General features: G+C 75.4%; 5 protein-coding genes. 3 read left to right on the top strand and 2 right to left on the bottom strand.

The window, feature by feature from the left end; translation table 11 throughout:
- Window positions 1-105 precede the first annotated feature (105 nt).
- The gene (locus ACFYWQ_RS22125; RefSeq protein ID WP_389518571.1) at window positions 106-7,812 is read right to left on the bottom strand and encodes a SpvB/TcaC N-terminal domain-containing protein; all 7,707 of its coding nucleotides are present in this window, start codon (window positions 7,810-7,812) and stop codon (window positions 106-108) included.
- A complete protein-coding gene (locus ACFYWQ_RS22120; RefSeq protein ID WP_389518570.1) occupies window positions 7,809-18,116 on the bottom strand; it encodes a neuraminidase-like domain-containing protein in 10,308 nt (3,435 codons plus the stop codon). The genes ACFYWQ_RS22125 and ACFYWQ_RS22120 overlap by 4 nt, the downstream gene beginning before the upstream one ends.
- A gap of 379 nt (window positions 18,117-18,495) precedes the next feature.
- Here ACFYWQ_RS22120 and ACFYWQ_RS22115 point away from each other — a divergent pair, with 379 nt between their 5' ends.
- From ACFYWQ_RS22115 to ACFYWQ_RS22105, 3 genes are all read left to right on the top strand, one after another.
- The gene (locus tag ACFYWQ_RS22115) at window positions 18,496-20,163 is read left to right on the top strand and encodes a hypothetical protein (RefSeq protein WP_389518569.1); all 1,668 of its coding nucleotides are present in this window, start codon (window positions 18,496-18,498) and stop codon (window positions 20,161-20,163) included.
- A gap of 131 nt (window positions 20,164-20,294) precedes the next feature.
- Window positions 20,295-21,602, top strand: coding sequence for an AAA family ATPase (locus tag ACFYWQ_RS22110; RefSeq protein ID WP_389518568.1), 1,308 nt, complete (start codon window positions 20,295-20,297; stop codon window positions 21,600-21,602).
- Window positions 21,599-23,029: a VWA-like domain-containing protein gene (locus ACFYWQ_RS22105; RefSeq protein ID WP_389518567.1), complete on the top strand. Its 1,431-nt coding sequence runs from the start codon at window positions 21,599-21,601 to the stop codon at window positions 23,027-23,029. The genes ACFYWQ_RS22110 and ACFYWQ_RS22105 overlap by 4 nt, the downstream gene beginning before the upstream one ends.
- The last annotated feature ends 184 nt before the right edge of the window (window positions 23,030-23,213 follow it).

The raw sequence follows: 23,213 nt of genomic DNA, 5'->3' as shown, positions 1-23,213 counted from the left end.
GCGGACGCAGGGGAAGACGCCACGCACGGACCCCGCGAAGCTCCGGCGATCGCCCAGGGCCGAGCACCGGCAGCGACGGGCTCGGCTCGCGGGGAGCCGGGCCCGTCAACGGGTCGGGACGCGCACTGTAGCGGTCCCCGACGCATCGATCTGCGCGCGTGAGCGGAGCACGTCGATCAGGGACTGCTCGGGCGGGCGGCCCGCGGCGAGCAGGGCGAAGAACGCCTTGACGTCCTCGAAGTACGGCGACGGCGAACCGAGCTTCGTGCCCTCTCCGCCGGCGGTCAGCGTCACCGGACCGATCGGCTTGTCGGTGATCTCCTTGCCCCACATCGCACGGTTGGCGTTGCGCTGGAGCGCGGACGCCAGGTTGTGGTCGGCCTCGGTGAAGCCCGGCACGCCCTGCTCGATGGCCAGGGCGTCGCCGTGGTTGGCGTTGCCCGCGCGGGAGATCTGGCCGGCCGGGGAGTTGGCGGCCGACTGGTGGATGTGGTGACCGCCGATCTGCTTGTACGGGGCGACCTGCGGGCCTGCCGTCGAGCCGCCGGACGTGGCTCCGCCCGCGCCGGTGCCGCTGGTGGCCGCTCCCGCGGTGCCGGCGGCGGCACCCGGGTCGGTCGCCGACGAGCTGTTCGGTTCCGGCGGGGGCTTGGGGGACTGGTTCGGCTCGGTGGACTGCCCGCCGGACCCGCCGGACGCCCCGCCCCCGCCGCCCCCGCCCGCGATCGCGGTGGCCACGGGAACCGCGGTGGCCATGAGCGCGGGGGCGATGGCCTCGGCGTTCGCGACGAGCTTGGGCAGGCTGAACCCGAAGTCGAAGGCCGGCCGGGTCAGCGCCGCGGCCCCGTCGGCGCCGACCGACACATCGGCCGCGATGCCCGGCGCCGCGCCCCCGCCACCGCCTCCCAAGGAGATGCCCCGCATGCCCAGGACGGTCGCCACCGCCTCGACCGGCAGCGCGCCCAGCTTGCGGGAGCGCTCCTGGTCGCTGAGCACCCTTCCGGTCACCGTCCTGCCCGTGGCGACCTCGTTGGCCGTGTTCACGGTCCCGGCGACACCTAAGACGGTGCCGGTGACCGCCACCCCGGTGATGAGCGCGGACTCGCTCACGCTCACGCCGAGCGTCGAGGCGGCGGCCGCGATCACCGGAGCCGCCGCCGTGCCGGCGCTCGCCACGACGACCGCCACCACGGCGACCGTCCCGACGGCGACCGCCGCACCGATGGCGACGTCCTTCCAGCTGATGTCCCAGGCGCCGTTGTCGTCCAGCCGGTTCACCGGATCACACGCGGCGTAGGCGTACCGGCTGGTCGGGCCGAGCTGGCCCGCCGGGTCGCACGACAGCCAGCGGCCCAGCCAGGGGACGTAGGAGCGGGCACCGATGTGGTAGAAGCCCGTCTCGTCGTCGCGCTGCTTGCCGAGGAAGCCGCGGCGGGCCGGTGCGTCCGTCTGCCCGCGCGTGGCCCGCCAGACGGTGCCGCCGTACGGCGCGTAGCCCTCCGCCGACAGCAACCTGCCCTCGTCGTCGAACTCCAGCACCACCGACCGCAGATGGTCGGTGAGCTGGTGGCGCACCAGACGACGCGGCGAGCCGTCGTCCACGTCGTTGCGGGTCTCGACGCGGGCGAACACGCCGACGCCGTCCCCCACGTCGAGGCCGGTGCGGACCAGGCCCGCGTGGGGGCCGGCGTGCCGGCGAACGAACTCGACGCCGGTCAGGGACAGTTCGTCGTGCACCGGCGTGCCGCCGGAACGCCGTGTCGCCTTGCGGATGCGGTCACCGGTGGCGTCATGGACGTAGTACGTCCGGTCGACGGCGGCCGTGGGTGACTCGCCGCCCTCGTCGGCCACCTGCCGCCACGTCGACCTGAGCCGGTCCCGGTGGTCCCAGTCCATCCGGGTCAGGTGCGGCATCGCCACCGTGTTCCCGTGCGCGTCGTAGGCGTACGTCTCCCGCGGGCCGTCGCCGTCGGCGCCGGACGTGGCGAGGAGCCGGTTCCCGGACCCAGGCGCGTAGTGGAACTCCCGCGTCCACCCCGGGTGCTGCGGGTCGTTGCCGCGGTGGGCGATCCGCAGCAGATTGCCCGCGGGATCGTACGCGTACCGCTCCACGTACCGTGCGAGCGCGATCCCGTCCTCGGTGTGCGCGACGGGCCGTCCGGGCCGCTGCGGGACGCCCGCGTCGACGAGCCCGAGCTGCTCGCGGCCCGTCGCCTCGACCAGCCGGTACAGCGCGTCGTAGCGGTAGGCGGACTCGCCCGTCACGCGCTGGTTGCGGAAGAAGACCGGCGGCACGGCGTCGTCCCGCACCAGGACCAGATTGCCCGCGGCGTCGTAGGTGTAGTGCTGGTCCTGCACGGTCCTGGAGCCCAGGCGGGAGCGGGAGCGGACCAGCCGGAAGGTCAGCGGGTCGTAGTCGAAGTCGGTGACCAGGCCGTTCCCGCGCTCGATCCGGGTGCGCTGACCGCGGGCGTTGCAGTGGACGGCGACGACGACGTCCGTCCACACCGGCTGCCCGTCGGGGCCCAGCTCGCCCTCGACCTGCACCTGGAGCGCACACAGCCGGGCGGAGCGGCCGTAGTGGTAGCGGGTGACGCTCCCCGGCCCGCCGAGCGCGGGCGAGGCCAGCACGACCGGGCGGTGCAGGGCGTCCAGACGGGTGGAGGCGTCGAGGCGCGCGGGCTCCAGGACGTCGTCCCCCGGCGGCCGCACGGGGTCCTCGGCCCAGTCGAGGACGCGGTCGTAGGCCACGGCCACGCGCCGCGTGGACGCACGCGGACTCCCCTTGAAGTCATAGCCGTCGCACACCGACAGCCCCGCCTGGTCGTAGCGCAGGTGGACACGCCCGCGCAGGTTGCGCCGCTCGGCGTCCGCCAGGCTCTCCCCGTGCACGACACGCTCCACGGTCACCTCGGCCCCGGGCCGGTCGGGGTCGGCGCCCGTGACGAGAACGGCGACGGGACGGCGGCCGGCGTCGTAGCGGGTCCGGGTGAGGTGACCGCGGGAGTCCCAGGTGCGCAACTGCTGGTCGAGGACGTCGGCGAGCTGCCGGCGGGAGCCCGAGTCGAGCGCCCAGTGCCGGACGACCCGGCCGAGGAGGTCGTGGTCGGCGCGGCTGACGGCCCGCCCGCGCGGATCCTCGTCGGGCATCGCGTCGTGCACGGCGAGCACCTCGCCGGTGATCGCCCGCACCACCCGGCTCTCCACCGCCCGGCACCCGTCCGTCCGCCGGACGAGCACGGTCCGGCCCAGCGCGTCGGACCACTCCACGTCGGGGGTGTCCGCGTGGGCCGCGCTGGCCCGGGCGGCCCGCTGCTCGGCCTCGCCGAGCCCGCCGTCGACGCGCTGCGCGTACCACGGCCGCCACTGCGCGGGGAGGAGCGCGGGGAGCCCGCGGGTGGCCACGGCGATGTCGGGATCGTGACGCGGATCGGCCAGCACGGTGTCCGCCCGGTCCCAGGTGCTCGACCACCAGGCGCCGAACACCCGCTTGGTGTAGGTCCCGTCGGGGAAGACGGTCGCGACCAGCCGCTGAGCGGCGTCGTAGCAGCGGACCGTCGACACCCCCTCGCGCCGGCCGGGTTCGTAGCGAGGGGTGCTCGTGAAGAACGGCTCGTGGAACAGGACGACGTTCGCCTTGTTGTTGTAGACCTTCCAGCCGCTGGAGATCCAGCCGCCCGGCTCGTCGCTCTGGCTCTTGGCCTGGATCTCCCGCCCGGACCCGTCGACGTAGACGAACTTCTGCTGGAGGGGCGAGGTCTCGCCCGGCGCGAGGTCGCTCAGGTGCCGCTCGCGCACGATGGTCCGCACCGACAGCGGCCGGACCACCGGCCCGGACGCCGTCCGGCGGACGGCCTCCAGGTCGTAGCACAGACGCCGGGACGCGCCGCGCAGCAGCCGCTCGGCGTCGTCGGCGAGGCCGGCGTCGTCGGCGTCCTTTCCGGCCGGTGCGTCGACGAACGCGTCGTCGAACCCCTCCAGCGAGTCCCCGAGCCGCTCGTCCCGCTTGCCCATGGCCGCGGTCGCCACGACGAGCCCGAGGGTGTCGAGCGCCACGGCGGAGCGGTTGCCGTTCGCGTCCGTCACCAGGACCGGCTTCATCAGCCGGTAGTCCACGCCGCCGCCGGCCGCTTCCTCGCGCCGTCCGTCCGGCCCGCGTTCGCCGACCGTGCTGCGGTTGCCGAGGCTGTCCACCGTGTCGACCGGCAGCAGGTCGTAGCGGTCGTGGCGCACCTCGCGGTCGGCACCGGTGACACCGTCCTGGAAGGGATCGCGGTAACGGCGCGGCCGGAAGAAGTGGGCCCGCGCGTAGGCGAACTCCGCCTCCGCCTCCTCGCCGGGGAAGGCGCCCGCCGGGCCGAGGAAGGTCCGCCCCGAGGGCACCCACCACTCGCCGGGGACGTCACCGGGCACATAGCCGCCCTCGCGCAGGACCGCGTCGAGCTCCCCGGCAGCGAGCAGCGGCCGCCCGTCCCGGACCAGGGCGCGGGCCAGGACACCGGACGTGAACGCCAGGGTGAGGCCGAGCCCCGGAAGCGCCCGCCGCCCCGCCCGGCCGAACGGCAGCAGGGCCAGCGGGTCGGCGCCGCCGAGGTCGTCGGGACGGTACAGGGTGCGGGTGCGCCGCAGCAGCCGGTGCGGCCGGGCGGCCGGCGCACCGGAGCCGGTCCAGTCCTCGAAGGACAGCCGGCCGCCCTCGGGCACGACGACGTCCGTCACCTCGATCGTGCTCTGCTGGGCGGGCAGCGGCAGCCGGTAGTGGTCGGGATCGTCCAGCAGCGGCTCGGTGTGCTCGTACACCGTGGCCGTCACCAGGGTCCGGGCCTGCTCCTCCCGGTCGACCGGTGCCGTCAGCCGCGGGTCCACGGGCAACCGCCCGTAGGCGACGGCCACCTCCTCCAGCACCCGGCCGAAGTCGTCGACCCGCAGGGTGATCGCGTGCGTGACCCGTGGATCGTCCCGGTCGCGTTCGTACCGGACCGTCAGCTGTTCCCGGGGGTGCGCGAGGAACACCGCGTGCCGGTTGCGGCCCGCCGGCTGGAGCAGCCGCACGGTGAAGTTGTGCTCCAGCACGCTGTACGGCACGGACTGCCGTTCCGACCCGTCGAGCCCGTACACCTCCTGCCGCAGCAGCCTGCCCTTCAGGGCGCGGCAGGCCTCGCGCTCCTCCTGCGGGGTGAGGCCCTCGGGGAGCCGGCTGTCCGGCAGTCCGTCGCGGGCGCACCCCTCGTCGTACTCGTCCGCCAGCAGACGGCTCACCCGGCCGCCGCCGAGCCGGACACCGGTGTGGAACCAGCTGCGGGTGTGGACGGGCGCGACCAGCACGGCCGGGTCGGAGTTCTCCCAGCCCCCCTCCCCTGGAGCGTCGACGTCCTCCGTGTCCCACTGGTCGACGACCGCGAAGCCGCGCAGCTCCCGCTCCACGGGGTCGAAATACTGGTCGTGGTAGGCGTAGCGCGTGGTCAGCCGGTGCCGGGCCACCAGGTCCACCGACTCGACCCGCTCCACCACCTGCACCGGGAACGGCGCCCGCATGCGCCACGGACGGCCCGCCGCCTCGTCCTGGAGGTAGAAGGACGTCGAGGAGCGGTAGTGGACACGGGTCTCGGCACCGAGGTTGTTGGTCGTCCGGGTCAGCAGATGCGGCTTGGCGCCCATCAGGTCGACGTAGCGCACCGCCCGGCCCGCGTCCCCCGGCAGGGGAGAGGTCCACACGAGGCAGGCCGTGCCGTTCCCGAACAGGTCGACGACGTCGCAGTCGTCCACGTCGGTGGTCCTCGGCAGCCCGTGCAGCCGGACCTCGCGGCTCAGACCGTTGCCGGACTGGTTGAAGTACAGGCGCGGCCCGTCGGGGTGGAGGTACACGATGTCGCTGGTGCCGGTCCCGTCGACGTCGGCCAGGCGCACGCGGCCGGGGGAGAAGCGGTCGTCGGTGTCGAAGCGGGGGCAGTTCTCCAGCAGCTGCCGGGGGCCGAACCGCCCGTATCCGAGGTTCGGCCAGTAGCAGACCTGGGCGCAGTCGATCCGGACGAGGTCCCGCAGCCCGTCCCCGGTCATGTCCGCCAGCAGCAGCGCGCCGTCCCCGTCGCCGCCGAAGCGCACGCGCGTGCCCCGCCACTGCGCCGGATCGACCGGCACCCGGTGCTCACGGCCGAAGCCCGACGCGCCGGCCCCCTCGTGCCAGCCCAGCTCGTCGGGCGCCAGGCGCAGGGCGTCGACGAGACCGTCACCGGTGACGTCGAGCAGCCGCAGATCCGCCCGGGGATCGCCGACGAGCGGGTCGGCGAAGGGGCGGAAGGGCCGCCAGCCGCCCTGCTCGTCCTGCTCGTACAGCCCCGCCCGCGGCCCCGTCAGGTCCACGACGTCCAGGCGCCCGTCCCCGCTGAGGTCGAGCAACTGCGCACCCGAGGCCAGGGTCCGGTTGGGCAGCCGCGGCACCGGCGCCGGCTCGCCGAGGCGCACCCCCGGCCGTCCGGCCGGGCGGGCGCTGAGGTTGCGCAGGTAGTACCAGGCGCCCGGGTGCTCGCTCAGGACACCGGGAATGCCCTCGCCGTGCAGGTCCAGCCAGCGCAGCCGGCCCGGGCCGTGCGGCAGCCGGGCCAGCTCCCGCGGCTCCACGGCCTCCACCTCGTGCCGGACGGCCACCTGGCTGTAGGCCATCTCCACCGGCGGGAACGCCTTGCGCCGGTACCCGCCTTCGGGCCTGCGCCGGAAACGGGCGTGGGTGACCGCGGTCAGCTCCGCGTAGACCGGGCGGACGGCCTCGCCGGGTGCCGGGGCCGGCGCGTAGGTCAGCTCGGTCGCGGCCACGAGGCAGTCGTCGCCGACACCGGGTTCGAGGGGGAAGGAGTGGAACATCAGCAGCCGGCGGCACAGCCGCTCGGTGCGCAGCTCGAACCCGCCGCGCCGCGAGGAGAACGGATCGGGGCGCGGCGACCAGCGCCGGTCCGCTTCCGGGCCCGGCCGCTCCGGGTCGTGGCCGCCGTAGTCGAGGACGAGCGAGAAGTGCCAGCGCATCGCGCGCAGCTCGGCCGCCGTCACCGAGGAGGGGCGCTCCCCGGCGTCGTCCAGGAGCGGTACGGCGTTGCCGTACCGGATACACCGCAGATAGCGCTGCGCCCGGTCCCGCACGCCGTCACCGCGGTCGTACTCGTAGGCGATCACGTTCCCGCGGTCGTCCCGGGTCAGGCTGATCAGCCAGGAGAAGACGTGCTCCGGCGCCCGCGGGTCGCTGATCCGGGAGTCGGCGTCGACACCGTAGACCGTCAGGACGTTCTCCGCGGACCAGGAACGCCAGTGCACATCGCCGGGGTCGTGGACGCTCGTCCAGCGCTCGATCCGCGCGAAGCCCGCCTCCACCCGGGGACGGTAGCCGCGCACCAGGTGGCCGCCCTCCCGCCGGTCCGGACCGGCGGGGACGAGGTCCTCGGCGCTGGACAGGACGAAGACGTCGGACTCGTGGGCGTCGTCGTAGCGCGGCAGGCCCCGGTCGGTGCGCCGGGTGACGGCCGGCAGCCGCAACGACCAGCCGAACCCGAACGGCCCGTTGCCCTGCCCGCTGTCGTAGCCGAGCGACAGCTGGGGGCCGAAGCCGTCGCGGCCGGCCGTGAGCAGGACCGGGACGGCGAACGAGGCCGTGCCCGTCACCGCGTCCGTGCCGAACGTCTCGCCGATCCCGCGGACCGCCCCGCCGGCGGAGGGCAGTTCCGCCCCGGGCAGCGGGTCCGGCCGGGGCCCGGCCGAGCCCTGCCCGGTGTCGTCCCGCGCCGCGCCGTCGAAGGCCCCGATCGCCTCCCGGTCCAGGTCGGTCATCGCCGCTCCCGCCCGCGGTCGTCGGCCTCGTAGCCGCACAGCAGCCACAGCCGTGAGACCTCACCGAACCCCGGCGGCACCGTCACCGTGCCCAGGTCGGCCTCCCGTGCGCCGTGCACCAGCGTCGGGCCGCCCTCCGCGCCGAGGTCGGGCAGCACGCCGTGGAACAGGCCGGGCCAGTCGCGCGACGCCACGCACTCGACGTCCTCGAACTCCTCGGCCCGACGGCGCCCGGGCGGCCTGAACCGCACCGGGCGGTGCAGCGACGGGCGGGCGTGCCCGGCCTCGAGGAAGAACTCGACCCGGCGGATGCGCAGCGCACGGTCACCCGGCAGGAACGGGAACATCGCGCGTGACAGCCGCAGCGGCAGCGGCCGCTCCTCGTCCTCGCCGCCGCGGCGGAACGCGGACCACGCCTGCGGCAGGTCCTGCTCCACGTCGAACACGCGGAGCCCGTCGCCGGGCAGCCGCTCGTGCGCCTCCCGCCGCGCCGCCCGCGCCAGCGCCGTGCCGCCCTCCCGCGCGGTGTAGTTCAGGTGCAGCACGACGTCGGTCACGCTCGACAGGTCGAACTGGTTGTCCTCCTGGGGCAGTTCCAGCAGCCACCGGCTCACCGCGCCCTGGTACTCGAAGTGCAGGTAGCGCTCGTCCCGGAAGCGGACCTCGAACATGCCGCTGTCGCTCTGGCCGGTGGAGGTGGCCACCGCCTCCCGGGCCGCGTACCTGCGGACGGCGCGCGGATCCTCGGGCAGCAGGGCGTAGCCTCCCTGCCCGCACCCGCACCCGCACCCGCACCCCTCGCCCGGCGCACCTCCGCGACTCCCTCCGCGCGCCCGGCCGGCCGCGTGGTCACCGGGCCGTGCCGGGCAGCACGGCGCCGGCTCCTCCGTCAGCAGCGGACTGACCCGCGTCGTACTCGCCAGCAGGGCCAGCCGCGCGTGGACGCCCGTGTACGGACCGGCCACACAGGGCACCGTCAGCGCGACGCTCTTGATCCGGCGCAGGTAGTGGCCCGGGTGGTCCCGGTCGAACAGCCACTCCGGAAGCTCGAACTCGCAGCGGCCGGTGGCCTGGAGCCGCAGGAACTCCACCGGCGCGTGCAGCCGCAGCGAGACGTGCTTGGTCAGCTCGTACTCGCGGTCGTCGAGGTCGAGGTAGGCCTGCTCCATCCGGCGCAGGGCGAGGCCGAGCCGTTCACCGGCGAGCAGCCCCTCGTGCAGCCGGTCCCAGCGCGCGTCGGCGAGGAAGTCCGGGGCGGGCACGGCGCGTTCGAGGGCGAAGGCGCGCCGCGCCTGCACCGCCGCGCGGGCGGCCAGCTCGTAGGCCTGCCGGTGGAGGGCGGCCGTCTCCTGCTGGAGCCACAGGAACAGGGCGTGTCCCGTGAGCTTGTCCCGGACGATCTCCTCGGTGATGCGGGCCTGCTCCCAGCGCAGTTGCTGTTCGTCCAGCTCGTGCTGCGCCGCGTCCCGGCGGCGCTCGGCCGCCAGGAGCTGCCGCTCGATCTGCTCGATCTCGATGTCGTGGATCTCGACCTGGTGACGCCACTCGGCCGCCCGCCGGTCCCAGCCGGCCTCGGTCAGCCGCTCCGAGGCGGTGATCCCCGCGATCGTGCCGAAGATCCCGGCGATGCGCGAGGCCGCGGAGAACACCCCGGCCAGCTTCGTGCCCAGCGGCAGCTGGTTGGCGTTGAGCGGGCCCATGCCCGCCACGCCGAGCCAGATGTCGGGGATGAAGCCGAGCGCCTGTGCCGTCGCCTCCAGCGGGATCGCCGTGCCGTGGCTGCCCACGGACTGCTCGGTCAGCGACAGGTAGTCGTTCTCTCCCTGGATCAGCCCCCTCTCCACGAGGTCGGCGTAGAAGCGGCGGTGGGTCAGGGCGATCTGCTTCGTCTTGCGCAACGCCTGCACCTGCCAGTCCGCGTCACGCCACTGCACCCGACGGGTCTGCACCGACAGGGCCTGCACCTGGCGCTCCTGGTCCGCGCGCACGGCCGCGAGGAACTCGGCGTCCCCGCGCTCGAACGCGCCCTGCAACGCCACGCCGAGGGCGTGCACCTCCGCGGCGAGTTCACGGGCGCGGCTCACCAGGAAGCCGAAGCGGTACGGACTGTCCGGCGCGCACACGTCGTCGCAGCCGATCCGTTCGACCGGCTCGGCCCTCCCCGCGAACGGGCCGTCCGGCGGCCGCGGGGCCGGCAGGCGCCGCGCGTCCAGGCACGCGCGGATCAGGCACAGCCGGTCCTCGACGCTGTCGTAGAGCCCGATCAGCCGCGGGTTGGGCGGTGCCGGGTGTGGGACCAGCGAGGCGACCGTGGGCGTCTCGCCGGGCGGCGCCGTACCGGTGTCGAGGACCCGACGCGGCCGCGGGCCCAGGATCGCCTGGAGCCCGTCGAGGACCACCCGCGCCTGGTCGAGCTCCTCGGGTCCCCCTCCGGAGCGCAGCAGGGCGTCCGCCCACTCCAGCAGCGTCTCGGCGTGGTGCAGGACGATGCTGCGCCGCCGGACGTCCTCCTCCGAGGCGCGCGTGCTGTCCGTGCAGCATCCGCGGTGCCGCGACCGCTCGTCCCCGCCGGCGCGGCGCAGCCAGGAGGCGTCGCCGCGCGCGACGTCCGCGGCGAGCCGGTACCAGCCGAGCGCGGCACCGGGCCGGCAGTGCGCGCGCAGCGCCGCCGCCACGGCCGTCGCCGGCGCGTGCGGCGAGGCCGGCACCAGCGGTGCCCCGGGACTGTGGAACACGAAGTAGGGATAGGCGGGCAACCGGCCCGGATGCACGGGTCCGGCCGGCGGCTGCGGCCCGGGCGGTGCGGCCACGGCCTGCGGCAGTACGACGACGTCGTCCACGGCGATGTCGTAGCGGAACCCGGGCGGCTGCGCCGCGTGCCCCGGCGGTGCGATGCCGCCGGTGACGACGAGGTGGACCGAGTCGTCGGTCCGCCCGGCGAGGCCGAGCGACGCACCGTCCGTGCAGCGCAGTGCCTCGTCGCTGTGGCGGACGGGGCCGAACTCCCCGTGGCGCACGCGGCACCAGGCCAGCCGCACGGCACGCCGCTGGGGCCACGCCAGCAGGCCGGGCAGCTGGTCGGGCTCGTGCCAGGGCCAGCCCGGGTCCTGCTCGACGGGGTCGTGGAGCCGGGCGTCGACCAGCCAGAAGTAGTACTCGTCGACGAGCGGGCCGTGTGCGCAGCCGCAGGTGGCGCAGCACGACGACGCGGCGACGGCGGGCAGCGGGCCGGTCGTCGCGGGCCCGGCCGTGACGGTGGGGTCCCCGGCGGCGGCGACCCGCAGGAAGCGGGTGCCGAGCCGCACCGGTGCCTCGGTCCACCAGGGCAGTTCCACCGCCGCGGAGGAGCGCGGGCCGTCGTCCCCGCCGCCCTCGTCGCCAGCGTCGTCCTGGCCGCCCGCGTCGCCCGCGTCGTCCTGGCCGCCCTCGCCGCCCTCGCCGTCCTCGTCGTGCCCGGCCGTCCCGAGGACGACCGGGGCGTCGCCCGGTGGCTCGTGGCCGTCGGCACCGAATCCGCCGTCGGCGGGCGGGTCGTGGTCGTTTCCGGTGTTGCTGGTCATGGCGGGCGGGTCGTGGTCGCTTCCGTCATTTCCCCCGTCGGCGGGTGACTGATGGTCGTTTCCGCTGTTCCCGCCGCCGTCCGGCGGTTCCCGGTCGTCGCCCCCGCCGCCGCCCTCGGACGGTCCGTGGGTCCGGTCGCCGGACGGCGGCGCCACCGCGGCGTCGCCGTCCGGCGGGACCACCGTGGCCAGCCACGAGGGACGTGCGTGCCGCCGGTCCGTGCCGAGCAGGTCGAATCCGTGGCGGGCGGGGTCGATGCCGTGGAGCGTGGCCGGGTCGCGGACCTGGAGCAGCGCCACCCCGGGGTGCTCCGGCGCCGGGGGCTGCGCCCACACGTCGAGTCCGCCCGGTTCGGGCCGGGTCAGCGTGCCCCGGCGCAACCCCGCCTCGAAGAAGGCGAACGCCTCACTGCGCCGGGCGAGCGCGAGTTCGTCGAGGTCCACCCAGTTCTCGCGGTAGAACCGCCGCCGGGCGCAGGTCTCCCACAGCCGGTAGCGGGCGAACCGCGCGTCCCACAGAGCCAGGAACCCGGACGTGGGCTCCCAGCCGGGCTCCTGGCCCAGCCGAGCCCGGCCGACCAGGGCCTGTACGGCGCTGATGGCGTCGTCGACGCGGCTGACCCGTTCGCACGGTCCGGCCTCGACGTCCTGGAGGAGCAGGTCGCTGAGGTGCCGGGCCTCGCGGACCGGGACGCCACCGACGCCGGTGACCCGGTCGAAGCGGGTGAGGTGGGCCAGCAGCGCGGCGCGGCCGCGTTCGCGCAGCCCGTCGGACAGGGCGCGCAGATCGGCATGCCGGCGCGGCGGCCCGGCCGACAGGAGGCCGTCGGCGACGAAGGCGGTGAGGTTGGCGTTCCCCCCGGCCGGATCGTCGCCGGCCCACAGATCCGGCCGTGCGGCCCGGATGTCCGCGACCAGGAAGCGGCGCGACACCCGGCGCAGCAGCAGGTCCGCGTGCCGGACGCGGATGGGCCAGCGCTCGTCCAGGAGGTCGTCGCCGACCAGAGCGGGGCCGCCGGCGAAGAGCGTGACGAGCGGGGTGCGCAGCAGGTCCACGCCGACGTACCGCAGCAGATCCGCGGGCAGGTCGGGGTGGCCTTCCGCGGACTCGTGGAACAGCAGCCACAGGGGCCGCTCCGGGGAGCCCGCCGTCTCGGCACGCGTGACCGTGTAGTCGAACAGGCGCTCCCAGACGTCGGTCAGCGCCTGCTGCCGGACCGTCGACGGCGCGACCCGCTGGTCGACGGCCGGATCAGGTGGCAGATAGGGGTCGGCGACCGGCAGCAGGTCGGGGTCGAAGCCGGCCAGGTGGACGGTGTGGGCGCCGCCCTCCGCGCGGTAGGCCGCGCCGGAGAACCGGTCCGGGTGTGCGAGCAGATAGCCGGTCTCCCCCTGCCCGTCGTCCGCCACCGGGGCCGCGGACAGGGCGAGCCGGTGGGCCAGCAGCAGCGCCTTGAACGCCCGCTGGTAGGTGCGCCGCACGTCGCGCAGCGAGCCGGTGTACCGCTCCCGCAGGGCGCGCCGCTCCGTGTCGGTGAGGTCCTCCAGGTTCCGGTCCAGGGGACCCGGGTCCTGGGTGCGCCGGTAGAGCCGGTGCTGCGGCAGGGCGATCGGGCGGCCGCCGGAGTCCGGGCCGCTGTAGGCGAGTTCGAACCCGGTCGTGGCCGGGCGCACGTCGTCGGCCTCGGCGAACTCCGGTGTCGGCTGCACGAACTCGATGTCCACGTCGTAGGCACCACGCCGCAGTTCCAGCTCGGCCGCGCACTCGGGCGCGCCCGTCTCGCCCGGCCAGTGCCGGGCCAGGACCACCCACATCCGCTGTCCCCGGCGCAGGACCACCCGCCAGCGCCGGGCTCGCGCCGCCCCGGCGTCCGGGACCTCGCCGTCCTGCCCGGGAGCACCGGCGAAGAAGGTGTACGCGCCGCCCGTCTCGACGAGCAGGCTGCCGGTCCAGCGGACGGCGAAGCCCTCCGCGGCGCCGAGGGGTTCGCCGGTGGGGTCGCTCAGCGCGAACCCGTTGCGGACCCCGGCGAACCGGGCCTGCCGCACGGTCAGCGTGGCGTCGAGCCCCGGCACCAGGCCGGGCACGGCGACGGCGACCTCGTCGCGGCCCGGACCGAACAGGCGCAGGGCGGAGGTGGGCTGCCGCCAGACGAGCGGACCCCGGCCCGCGGTGGTGACCCGGCGGTACTCACCCAGCAGCCCCGTGCCGGTGACCGAGAGCAGGGCCGCCGGCGCGGCACCGTGCACACCGTCCCAGGTCACGGCGGGCGCCGTCCCCGCGTCGTTCTCCCAGGGGGCGAGGCCCGCGTTCTCGTCGCCGCGCAGCGCCGGCAGCAGGGTCCTGGCGAGCGCGGCCGTCCCCTCGCGGCGCTGCCCGGTCACCGCCTCGACGTGCTCCGCGAGGTGGTCCGCGACGACGCCGGCCCGCGCCACCGCCCGGCGTACCGAGCGGGCGAAGGAGGCGAACCGCTCGCGTTCGTCGTCCTCGCGCACCAGGAGGCGCAGGGCCGCCTCGGCGTCGTCGAAGAGGAACGCGAACGGCGCCAGGTCGGCCCGGGGCCCCGCGAGCAGCTCCCGCACCGCGTGCTGCTCGTCGGGGCGCAGCTGACGGATCCGGGCCAGTTTCGCGGCGACCTCCTCGTCGCGCATCGGCAGTGTCGCGGTGAGCCGGTCGACGGCGTGGCGGAAGGGGCCGTCGGGCGGGGTGTTCCACATCGCGGGCGGTGAACCGGCCAGCGGTGTGCTCCAGCGCCGGTCCTCGACCGGTACGACGATGCCGTCGTCCTCCAGCAGCGAGGGGAACAGACGCGCCCCGAGCCGGTACAGCGGGCCGGAGCCGGGCGCGCCGGTGTAGCCGAAATCGGTGCGCAGGGCGGCGTCGACCTGCGACCACGACCAGGCGGCGGCCTCGTCGCCCCCGCCGGACGGCTCCACGGCGAGCAGCCGCTCCCGCAGCCGCCACAGCGAGTGGGCCGTGTCGTCGTCGGGCAGCGCGAGCGGGTCGTCGCGGGTCTCGTTGGGCGAGGGCAGAGGGAACGGGTCGTCGCCCTGCGCGTGCTCCTCGACGGTGAAGAGGAACAGCAGCTCGCCCACGCCGAGGTCGCCGGCGTACAGCTTGGCCAGCACCTCGGCGAAGCGCAGCGTGTGGGTCGGCCGGGAGTGCCAGCGGGCCAGGGGATCGGCGGGGTCGAATCCGGCGAGGGCCGACAGCCGGTCGAGGTTCTCGGCGAGGATCTCGAGGAACCTCGCCGGACGCGGCCGGCAGCCGAACCGGCGCACGGCGTGCCCGCCCGTGTGCTCCAGCAGCGCGCCGACGGCCCAGTCCCGGTGCGGGTCGTCCGGTCCGGCCCACAGCGCGAGGAGCGGGCTGCGCGCCGTTCCCGGCGGTGACTGGGGCGGGGGTCTGTCCTGCCGCGCCGTCGGGGGCCCGAGGGGCAGGCCGAAGCGGTGGCGCAGGAGCTGGAGCGCGGCCAGCTGCCGGACGAAGTCGGGGTTCGGGGAGCCGTCCGGGCCGAAGAGCGGCGACACGGCCGCCACGTCGGCCAGTTGGGCGAAGGTGAGGGCGGGCGTGCCGGCCCGGCGCAGGATCCGCCACAGCCGGATGACGACCGCGAGGCGGCGCAGGTCGTCCACGGGGTGGGCCAGGTCGAGCACGTGGTCGTCGAGCCGGCACGGCTCGCAGTCGGGGAACGCGGGCCGCTCCGGCTCCGGGTGGACCTGCTCCTCCCGGTTCTCCCGGCCCGCCTGGCTCTCCTGGCTCTCCTGGCTCTCCGGGCCTCGGCGGCCGAACGGGACGATCCCGCTGCGCCACAGGGCGAGGAAGGCACACCAGTCCAGGCCGGTCGCGTCGAGGAAGCGCGGCAGCCGGACGACGAGGTCGGTCCAGGAGCGGTCGTTCTCGACCTGGTGGGCGAAACCGTAGTACTCCCACACGGGGGTGCCCGTCCGTGGGCCGGTGGCCGGACCCGGGGAGAAGAGCAGGGCGTACTCCTGCGGGCTCATCCCGAGGAACTCCAGGGCGATGGGCAGGCGCAGCGGGTAGCGCCGGACGGTGCGGCGGAACCCGGGGGGTTCGGCGCCCGGGGCGATGACGAACTCGGTGATGTCGCGGCGGAAGGCCCGCATGACCTCGTACCGGCTGGTGCCCAGCGCGTCGAGGTGGCTGCGCGCCACGTCCAGCGGCTGGTGGTAGGGCAGGAGGGGGTGGCTGACGTCGGTGGCGAGGGGGGCGTAGGAGGCACCGGCCGGCAGGGGGACCGCGGGGGTGGAGTGCTCGGGCCGGGCCGCGAGGTCCTCGTCGGTGGCGCCGGGAGAGGTGTCGTGGACGGTGCCCCTGCCTGCCGCGGGGTTGCCGGCGAGGGCTTCCAGGGACTCGTCGACCAGGTCGATGACGGGGACCGCGGCGGTGAGGTTGGCGGCGGTGGCGTGCAGCCGGTCGACGGGACCGCGGCGGGCCACGACGAGGTCGCCGAGGGTGGCCGGGGTCTCGTCGCCGTGCGGTGTTCCGTCCGGGGTGCGGCAGTCGGCGGTGAGGGGGAGGGCGAGCAGGGCTTTGAGGTAGGCGACGGGGCCGAGGGCGGACAGGTGGTCGGGGGGCCGGCAGTCGACCAGGCGGCCGTCGGGGTTGACCGGCACCGGTGTCCGGCCGTCGCCGCCCGCGCCGGGTTCGGGGGCCGGGCCTCCGGCCGCGGTGCCGAGGGCGTCGGCGAAGTCGGCCGCGACGGTGCCGATCAGGGCGTCCCGCAGGGCCTGCCGGGTGCGGGCGGCCACCTGTGCGGCGCTGGTGAAGCCGCGGGCGTAGAGGGCCTCGACGACGGAGAAGCGCAGCGGCGCCGGGACGGCGGCGGCCAGCCGCATGAGGTCGTCGACCGTCGTGACCGCGGCCGTGAGCCACTGCCGTCCGCGCGGGTCCGCGGTGAACAGGGCGTTCCCGACGTCGGTCAGCGCTCCTCGGACGTGTCCTGGGTCGTTGGTGCCGCCGAACACGAAGTCGGCTCCGGCGCGGGTGCGGTAGGCGGCGGTGAAGAGGTTGATCGGGTCGCCGTCGGGCACGCGCAGCAGCGGAGGCGTGTCGGGGGCGTTCCCGGGGACGGGCGGCACCGCCGGGGCGAGGACGAAGAACTTGCGCACTTCCTGGATGAAGGCCTGGAGCCGTTCGTCCGGGGTGCCGGGGCGGGTGAAGTCGGGCAGGTCGGCCGGCCAGGTCGGGGCGTCGCGGAAGAACGCCTCCCACTGCGCGGCCGTGATGCGGGAGAGGGCGGGCGCGTCCGCGGGCCGGAGCCAGGCGCGGATCTTCACGCGGAGCGGGGTGTCGCCGGGCTGTACGACGTAGCCGCGCGTCAGCGCGGTGAGCACGAGATCGAGGTGACCGCTCGGGTGCGTCGTGACGACGGTGTCCCAGAACGCGGTGTCGATGTCGGCCTGGGGGACCGCGAGCCAGCCGGTGACCAGAGCCAGGACGTCGCCGGCCGCGGCGAGACGGGCCGGTTTGCCGGAGGTGTCCCCGAGGGCCCGCAGCCGGCGCACGGCCCGGGCGATGCCGATGGCGGGGGCGTCCGTGACCGGGGGCTGTCCGGCGGGGACGGGCGGCGGGGTGGCCGGCGGCCGCTCGTCGATCACCCCGGCGTCCTTGGCGGACCTGAGCATGACGCGCAGCCGCTCCGCGTCGGCCAGGACGGCGGACCGGTAGCGCTGGTCGGCGTCGTGGGTGACGGGCAGGCCTGCCCCGAGCGCGTAGAAGTAGCGCGCGGGAACGGTGAACCGGGCGGTCGCGGGAAGGCCCGTCAGCAGCGCCCGTGCCGTCGTGTACCGCTCGCCGGTGCCGGTCTGTCCCGGCAGTACGGGGAAGGTGAGGGCCGCTTCGGTGGCCGCCGTCGTCCGGGCCTCCGCGTCGACCGCCGTGACGAGCGCGTAGACATACGTGGTCAGGCGTTCGGCGTCCGCGTCGCCCTGGGCGTAGTACGCCGTGAGCCTGGCCTCGAACCGGCCGCGTTCGGCGTCGTCGGCCGTACCGACGGGGTCGGTGTACAGCTTGCCCAGTTCGGCCGTGTCGGGCACGGGCATCGGCCGGAACTTCTGGTTCCAGACGATCTCACGGGCCACGTGCCGGGCCTGCGCCACGCTGAGCCCGGTCAGGGACGGCGGCGTCCCGGGGTCGTGCCCCAGCACCCGGGCGACGGCGTTCAGCAGTCCGTCGTAGGCCGGCGGGCTGCCGTCGGCGGGGAGTTCGACGTACGCGTCGGCCGGGTCGATCTGGGCGTCCGCCGGGGGCAGGGCGAGGTACAGCGAGGTCGGGCCGATGCCGGGGAACACGCCACGGTCGGCCGGGATCGAGCCGGTGGCCTCCGGGACGTTCATGAAGATCCGGCGGACGAGGATGACTCCGCCGTCGCGTGACACCTCGATCCGCAGGTCCCGGGTGCCGTGTTCGGGCCGACCGGTGGGCGGATGCGGCGGAGCGACCTCGAAGAGCGCGGTGGCCGCGGCCAGCGGCTTGAACACGCCCGTCGGGGGCGGGCCGGTGAGCCGGAAGTGCTGGACGATGCCCGTGTCCGGGTGGGGCAGCTCGGGATGGGCCGGGTGCGGTGGGGCCACGTAACGGGCGGGGCTGCCGATCTGGGTCTCGCCCGCCGCCGTGGACAGATCGACCAGGCGGATCGTCAGCCCCTCCAGCATGGAGGAGAAGACCGGACCCGAGACCGGATCCCCGAGGGGGTGCAACCGAACCACGACCAGTGCCATATGCACCTCCGGCGTCCCGGCGAAACCGGGGAGATGTCGGCTCTCCACGCACGTCCGACTCTATCGGTGCACAGTAGTTGACAGCGTGTTTGTCTAAAAATTTGTCATTTATCTCGATAATGAATAAGGATGGCTGGATTTTGCGTGCGCGATGAAATGGTTTGCCTATGACGGCAGGTCGTGCTGGTCATGCTGGTTGCGCTGGTTGCGCTGGTTGCGCTGGTTGCGCTGGTTGCGCTGGTTGTGATGGTCGCGCTGGGTCCGTGGCCGGCCGTGATTAATAGGAATGACACATCATCAGTGTGGTGCTTACGATGTGAGGGATGAAGAACTTCTCCTCGTACGGAATGGGGGAATCGTCCGCGCAAGGTGAGTGCTGATGGCACATCACTTCGCCTTCGCCGACGACATTCTCGCCCGCTTCTCGATGTGGCAGCGCGTGCGCGAGTACGCCGTGCCACAGTCCATGATCGAGTCCGCGACCGCACGGCGTGCGGTCGGTGACTGGGCGGGGGCCTGCGCCGCCGCCCGGATCGACGTCGACTTCGACCTGCGCGCCGTGCGCGACCGCCACGGCACCGATCTCCTGACCCACCTCCGTGCGGACCTGCGCCGGCTGGCGCCGGATCTGCTCCGCTGGCACATGCCCCGGATCGCCCCCGACGGGCGGCTCCGGCCCGGCCTCACCGTCTCCCTTGCCCGATACCGGCTTTCCGCCGCCACACCGTTGCACCTGGTGGTACGCACACCGCCGGCCTGGGCGGACGCCGGACAGCGGATGTCCCTGGACCTGTGGGAGGAGTCCGGGAACGGTGCCCCCCGACACCATCCGCACCCGCATCCCGACCGGCGTTTCCGGCTCGACCTGCACCGGCATCTCTGGGACTCCGGGCGGAGCGGCGAACTGGCGCGGCGGTGCCACGCGGGCCAACCACCGCCCTCGGCGCCGCCCGGCCGGTCCCACGCACCCGGCCGGCCGGTCCTGCCGGATCGGCTCGACCGGCTCACCGTCCACGACCACTCCTGGGCATGGACGAACTGGGCCGCCGAGGCGGAGCTGCTGCTGCGGTCCGAGGAGCGCCCGCGTGGGGCCTTCACCGTGCGGCTCGGCGCGCGGAGCCGCGCCGTGCTCGAACTCGTCGCCCCCGACGACAGCCACGCCCCGACGTTCCGGCCGCTCCGCGAGGAGCTGCCACCGCAGGAGGTCGCCGCGCTCCCGCTCCTGCCGGAGGCGGCGGCCAGGGTCCTCCCGGATCTGGAACTGCTGCGGGCCGGTCTGCTCACGACCGATCGGCTGCATCCGCTCGTAGCCGCGGCGTTGGCGGCGTCCGGTTCGGGGACGGAGCCTGGTTCGGGGTCGACGTCCGGTTCAGGGACGGCGCTCGGTTCAGGGACGGCGCCCAGTTCAGGGAAGGTGCCTGGTTCAGGGGCGACGTCCGGCTCGTCGGCGGCGTCCCGCCGGGCGACGGCGTCCGCCTGGGCACCGGCGGCCGGCTCCGGTCCCGGCTCCGGTCCCGGGACCGGTCCCGGGACCGGCGATCCGCACCGGGTGGAGTGCCGGGGCGAGGTCCACCGGATCGCGCTGCGGGACGGTGTGCTGACGGCGATCGACCACGACCCGGCGCAACTGCGCCGCGAGGAGCTGCTGGTGGCGCTCGGCGGGCCGGCGCTGCCCTGCCTGCGGGCGATCGACGTGGTGCACCGCACCCCGGAGGCACTGCCCGCGGTCCGGGAACGGCTCCGCCACGGTGATGTCGCCGGGGCGCTGGCCGTGGTCGAGGGGCTGCTCGGTCCGGGTGCGGTCCTGCGCGACGGGCCGCTCCGACGCGAACTGGAGTCGGCCGCCGCCCGCCGCGTCGACCACGGGCTCTTCCGCTCGGGACTGGCCCGCGTACACCCCGGTGCCGGTGATCCGGGCGGCGGGAACGCCACGGGCGGGGGACACGCGGAGGCGGGCCACCGTCCCCGCCTCGACCGCCGTACGCCTCCTGCCGTGCGCCGCAAGCGGAGCAGCCGGGCCCGTCCCCGCACCGGCCTGCCCCGCTGACCGGGCGACCGGCTGCCTCACCCACGACCCCCAGGACGCATCGCGCGCGTTCCGTGTTCCGTGCCGCACGCCCCCTCCCACGAACATCCCGGACGGGCTGACCCGTTCCTCGTCCCACCCAAGGTGATGCCATGACTTCCAGCACGCTCCCGCCCGCCCCGGTCCCGGCCGTCGGCACCTGCGCACCCCTCCTCGCCGACGCATCGGGGACCGGCGCACGACTCGCCGTCGCGGAGGACCTCCTGACCCTCCTGCGGACGACCACCACCGAGCCGCGCCCGGATGAGCAGCTCGAGGCGCTCGCCCTGGCCGTCGCGGCCGACCTGCCCGTGCTGCTCTGGGGCGAGCCGGGCATCGGCAAGACCGCGGCCCTGACGCAGCTCGCCGCCTCCCTCGACCTGCCGCTGACCACCGTGATCGCCAGCGTCCACGAACCGACCGACTTCTCCGGACTGCCCGTCGTGGGCGACGACCCGGCGGTGCGGGGGGTGCCGATGGCACCGCCGCAGTGGGCCGTGGACCTCGTCCGGGCCGGGCGGGGGCTGCTCTTCCTGGACGAACTCTCCACCGCCACGCCGGCCGTCCAGGCCGCCCTCCTCCGCGTCGTCCTGGAGCGGAGGGTCGGTGCGCTGCGACTGCCGCCGGGGGTGCGGATCGTGGCCGCCGCCAATCCGCGCGCGTCGGCGGCGGACGGGTGGGAGCTGAGCCCGCCGCTGGCCAACCGGTTCGTGCACCTGCACTGGGTGCACGACCGGGAGGTGGTGGTGCGCGGGCTGGGCGGGGTCTGGCCCCGGACGGAGCTGCCCCGGCTGGTGCCGGAGCGGCTGCCGGAGGCGGTGGCCTTCGCCCGGCGCGCGGTCTGCGGCTTCCTGGAGGCCCGGCCGACGCTGATCCACCGGCTGCCGAGCACCGAGACGCGACGCGGCGGAGCCTGGCCCTCGCCCCGGAGCTGGGAGGCCGCGCTGGCCCTGCTGGCCTTCGGCACGGCGGCTTCCACCTCCCGGGAGGTGCTGGCACTGCTGGTGCGGGGCGCGGTGGGGGACGGTCCGGGACTGGAGTTCCTGGCCCATCTGGACCGGATGGAACTGCCGGACCCGGAGTCGCTGCTGGCCGATCCGGCCTCCGCCGAACTGCCGCCGCGGGGCGACCTGCGTCAGGCCGCGCTGGAGGCCGTGGTGGCCGCCGTCGGGGCGCGGCCGGAGCGGGAGCGGTGGGAGGCGGGCTGGGCGGTGCTGGTCCGGGCGCTGGAGACCGGTGCCCCGGACCTGCTGGTCGCCCCCGCCACGGTGCTGGCCTCGCTGCGGCGCGACGACTGGGAGGTACCGGAGGCGGTGGAGCGGTTGGCCGGAGTGGTCGGAATCGCCCGGCGGGCCGACCGGTCGGTGGGGCGGGCCATGGCGGCGGCCGGCGCCGGGCGCGCGTCGGAGGCGTGCCGATGACGGGGGCCGCGAAGCGCCCGGGACCGCACCCGCTGCCGCGCCCGATGTCCCGGCCGGCACCCCCGCGCCCGGTGCGGGCCACCCTGCCGAGGCCGCCGGCCGGCCCCGGCGGGCCGTACGACCGCCCCGGACTCCCGCTGGACACGGAGGAGCCGTACGACCGCCCCGGACTCCCGCTGGACACGGAGGAGCCGTACGACCGGCCCGGACTCCCGCTGGACACGGAGAAGTTGCTGGCAGCCCGGCTGCACGCGGTGAAGGTCCGTCCCTACCTCGCCGACGCGCTCTTCGCGCTGCACGTGGTGGAGGACCGGTCGGTGCCGACGATGGCGGTGGACGCTCACTGGCGCTGCTACGTCTCCCCGGGCTTCGTGGCGCGCACCCCGGTGGAGGAGCTGGCCGGCGTCTGGGTGCACGAGGTCACCCACCTGCTCCGCGACCACCACGGCCGGGGCGAACGGTATGCACGACAGCACGGGGAGCACGGGCCGGGCGAGCGGCTGCGGCGCAACATCGCCGCCGACTTCGAGATCAACGACGACATCTACGGTGACGGTCTGCCGCTGCCCGCCGGGGCCGTGCTGCCGTCGTTGCTGCGGCTGCCCGACGGACTGCTGATGGAGGAGTACCTGCGGAGGGCGTCGATGTCCGGGCTCGCCGCGGAGCTGGCCTGGCTGGACTGCGGCAGTGGTGCCGACGGGCAGGACCGGCCGTGGGAGCTGGGGCCCGACGGGGCGCACGGGCTGAGCAGGCAGCAGCGGGACGCGGTCCGCTTCCGGGTCGCCGAGGGGATCAAGGGGCGGCCGGGCGACGCTCCGCAGGGGTGGCGCCGGTGGGCGGACGAGGCGTTCCATCCGCCGCAGCCGTGGCGGCAGTTGCTGGGGGCGGCGGTCCGTTCGGCGGCGGGTGCGCCGGGGGTGGGCGAGAACCACAGCTTCCGCCGTCCGTCCCGTCGCTCGGCAGCGGTGCCCGGGGTGCTGCTGCCGAGCCTGCGCCGTACGCCGCCCCGGGTCCGCGTCGTGATCGACACCTCCGGGTCGGTGAGCGACGCCGAGCTGGGCGGCGCGCTGCTGGAGGTGGCGGCGATCTCACGGGCGGTGGGCGGACGGCGCGACCTGGTGTCGGTGATCTCCTGCGACGCGGCGGCCGGGGTCGCCGTGCCGCTCTGCCGCGCCGAGAACATCGAACTCGTCGGCGGCGGGGGAACGGACCTGCGCTCCGGTTTCGCCCGGGCGCTGCGCACCCGGCCCCGCCCGGACGTGATCGTCGCCCTGACGGACGGGCAGACCCCGTGGCCCGCCGAGCAGCCGCCCTGCCGCACCGTCGTCGGTCTCTTCCCCCGTCCCGCCCGGGCCGTGGACGAGGAGGACGCCGACTACGTCCCGGACGTCCCGCCGCCCTGGGCGCGTGTCGTGACCATCGGCTGAGGAAGCGCGGTGGCGCGTCATCGCCACCCGTTCACCGGGGGAGGGGCGGCGACCGACGGCCGGGGCTCCGGTCGCCGCCCTGCCCCCGTGCGCGGCCGAGGAACGCACCCGCCCCCGCCGGCCCCCGGACCGGCGGCCACCTGGGGGGAGGGGTCCGCAAGGGGCTGACGATCCGAACCGGCGA

The organism is Streptomyces sp. NPDC003247 (assembly GCF_042888135.1).
In the GTDB taxonomy this organism is placed as follows: domain Bacteria; phylum Actinomycetota; class Actinomycetes; order Streptomycetales; family Streptomycetaceae; genus Streptomyces.
This window is presented reverse-complemented; position numbering and strand designations above follow the sequence as displayed.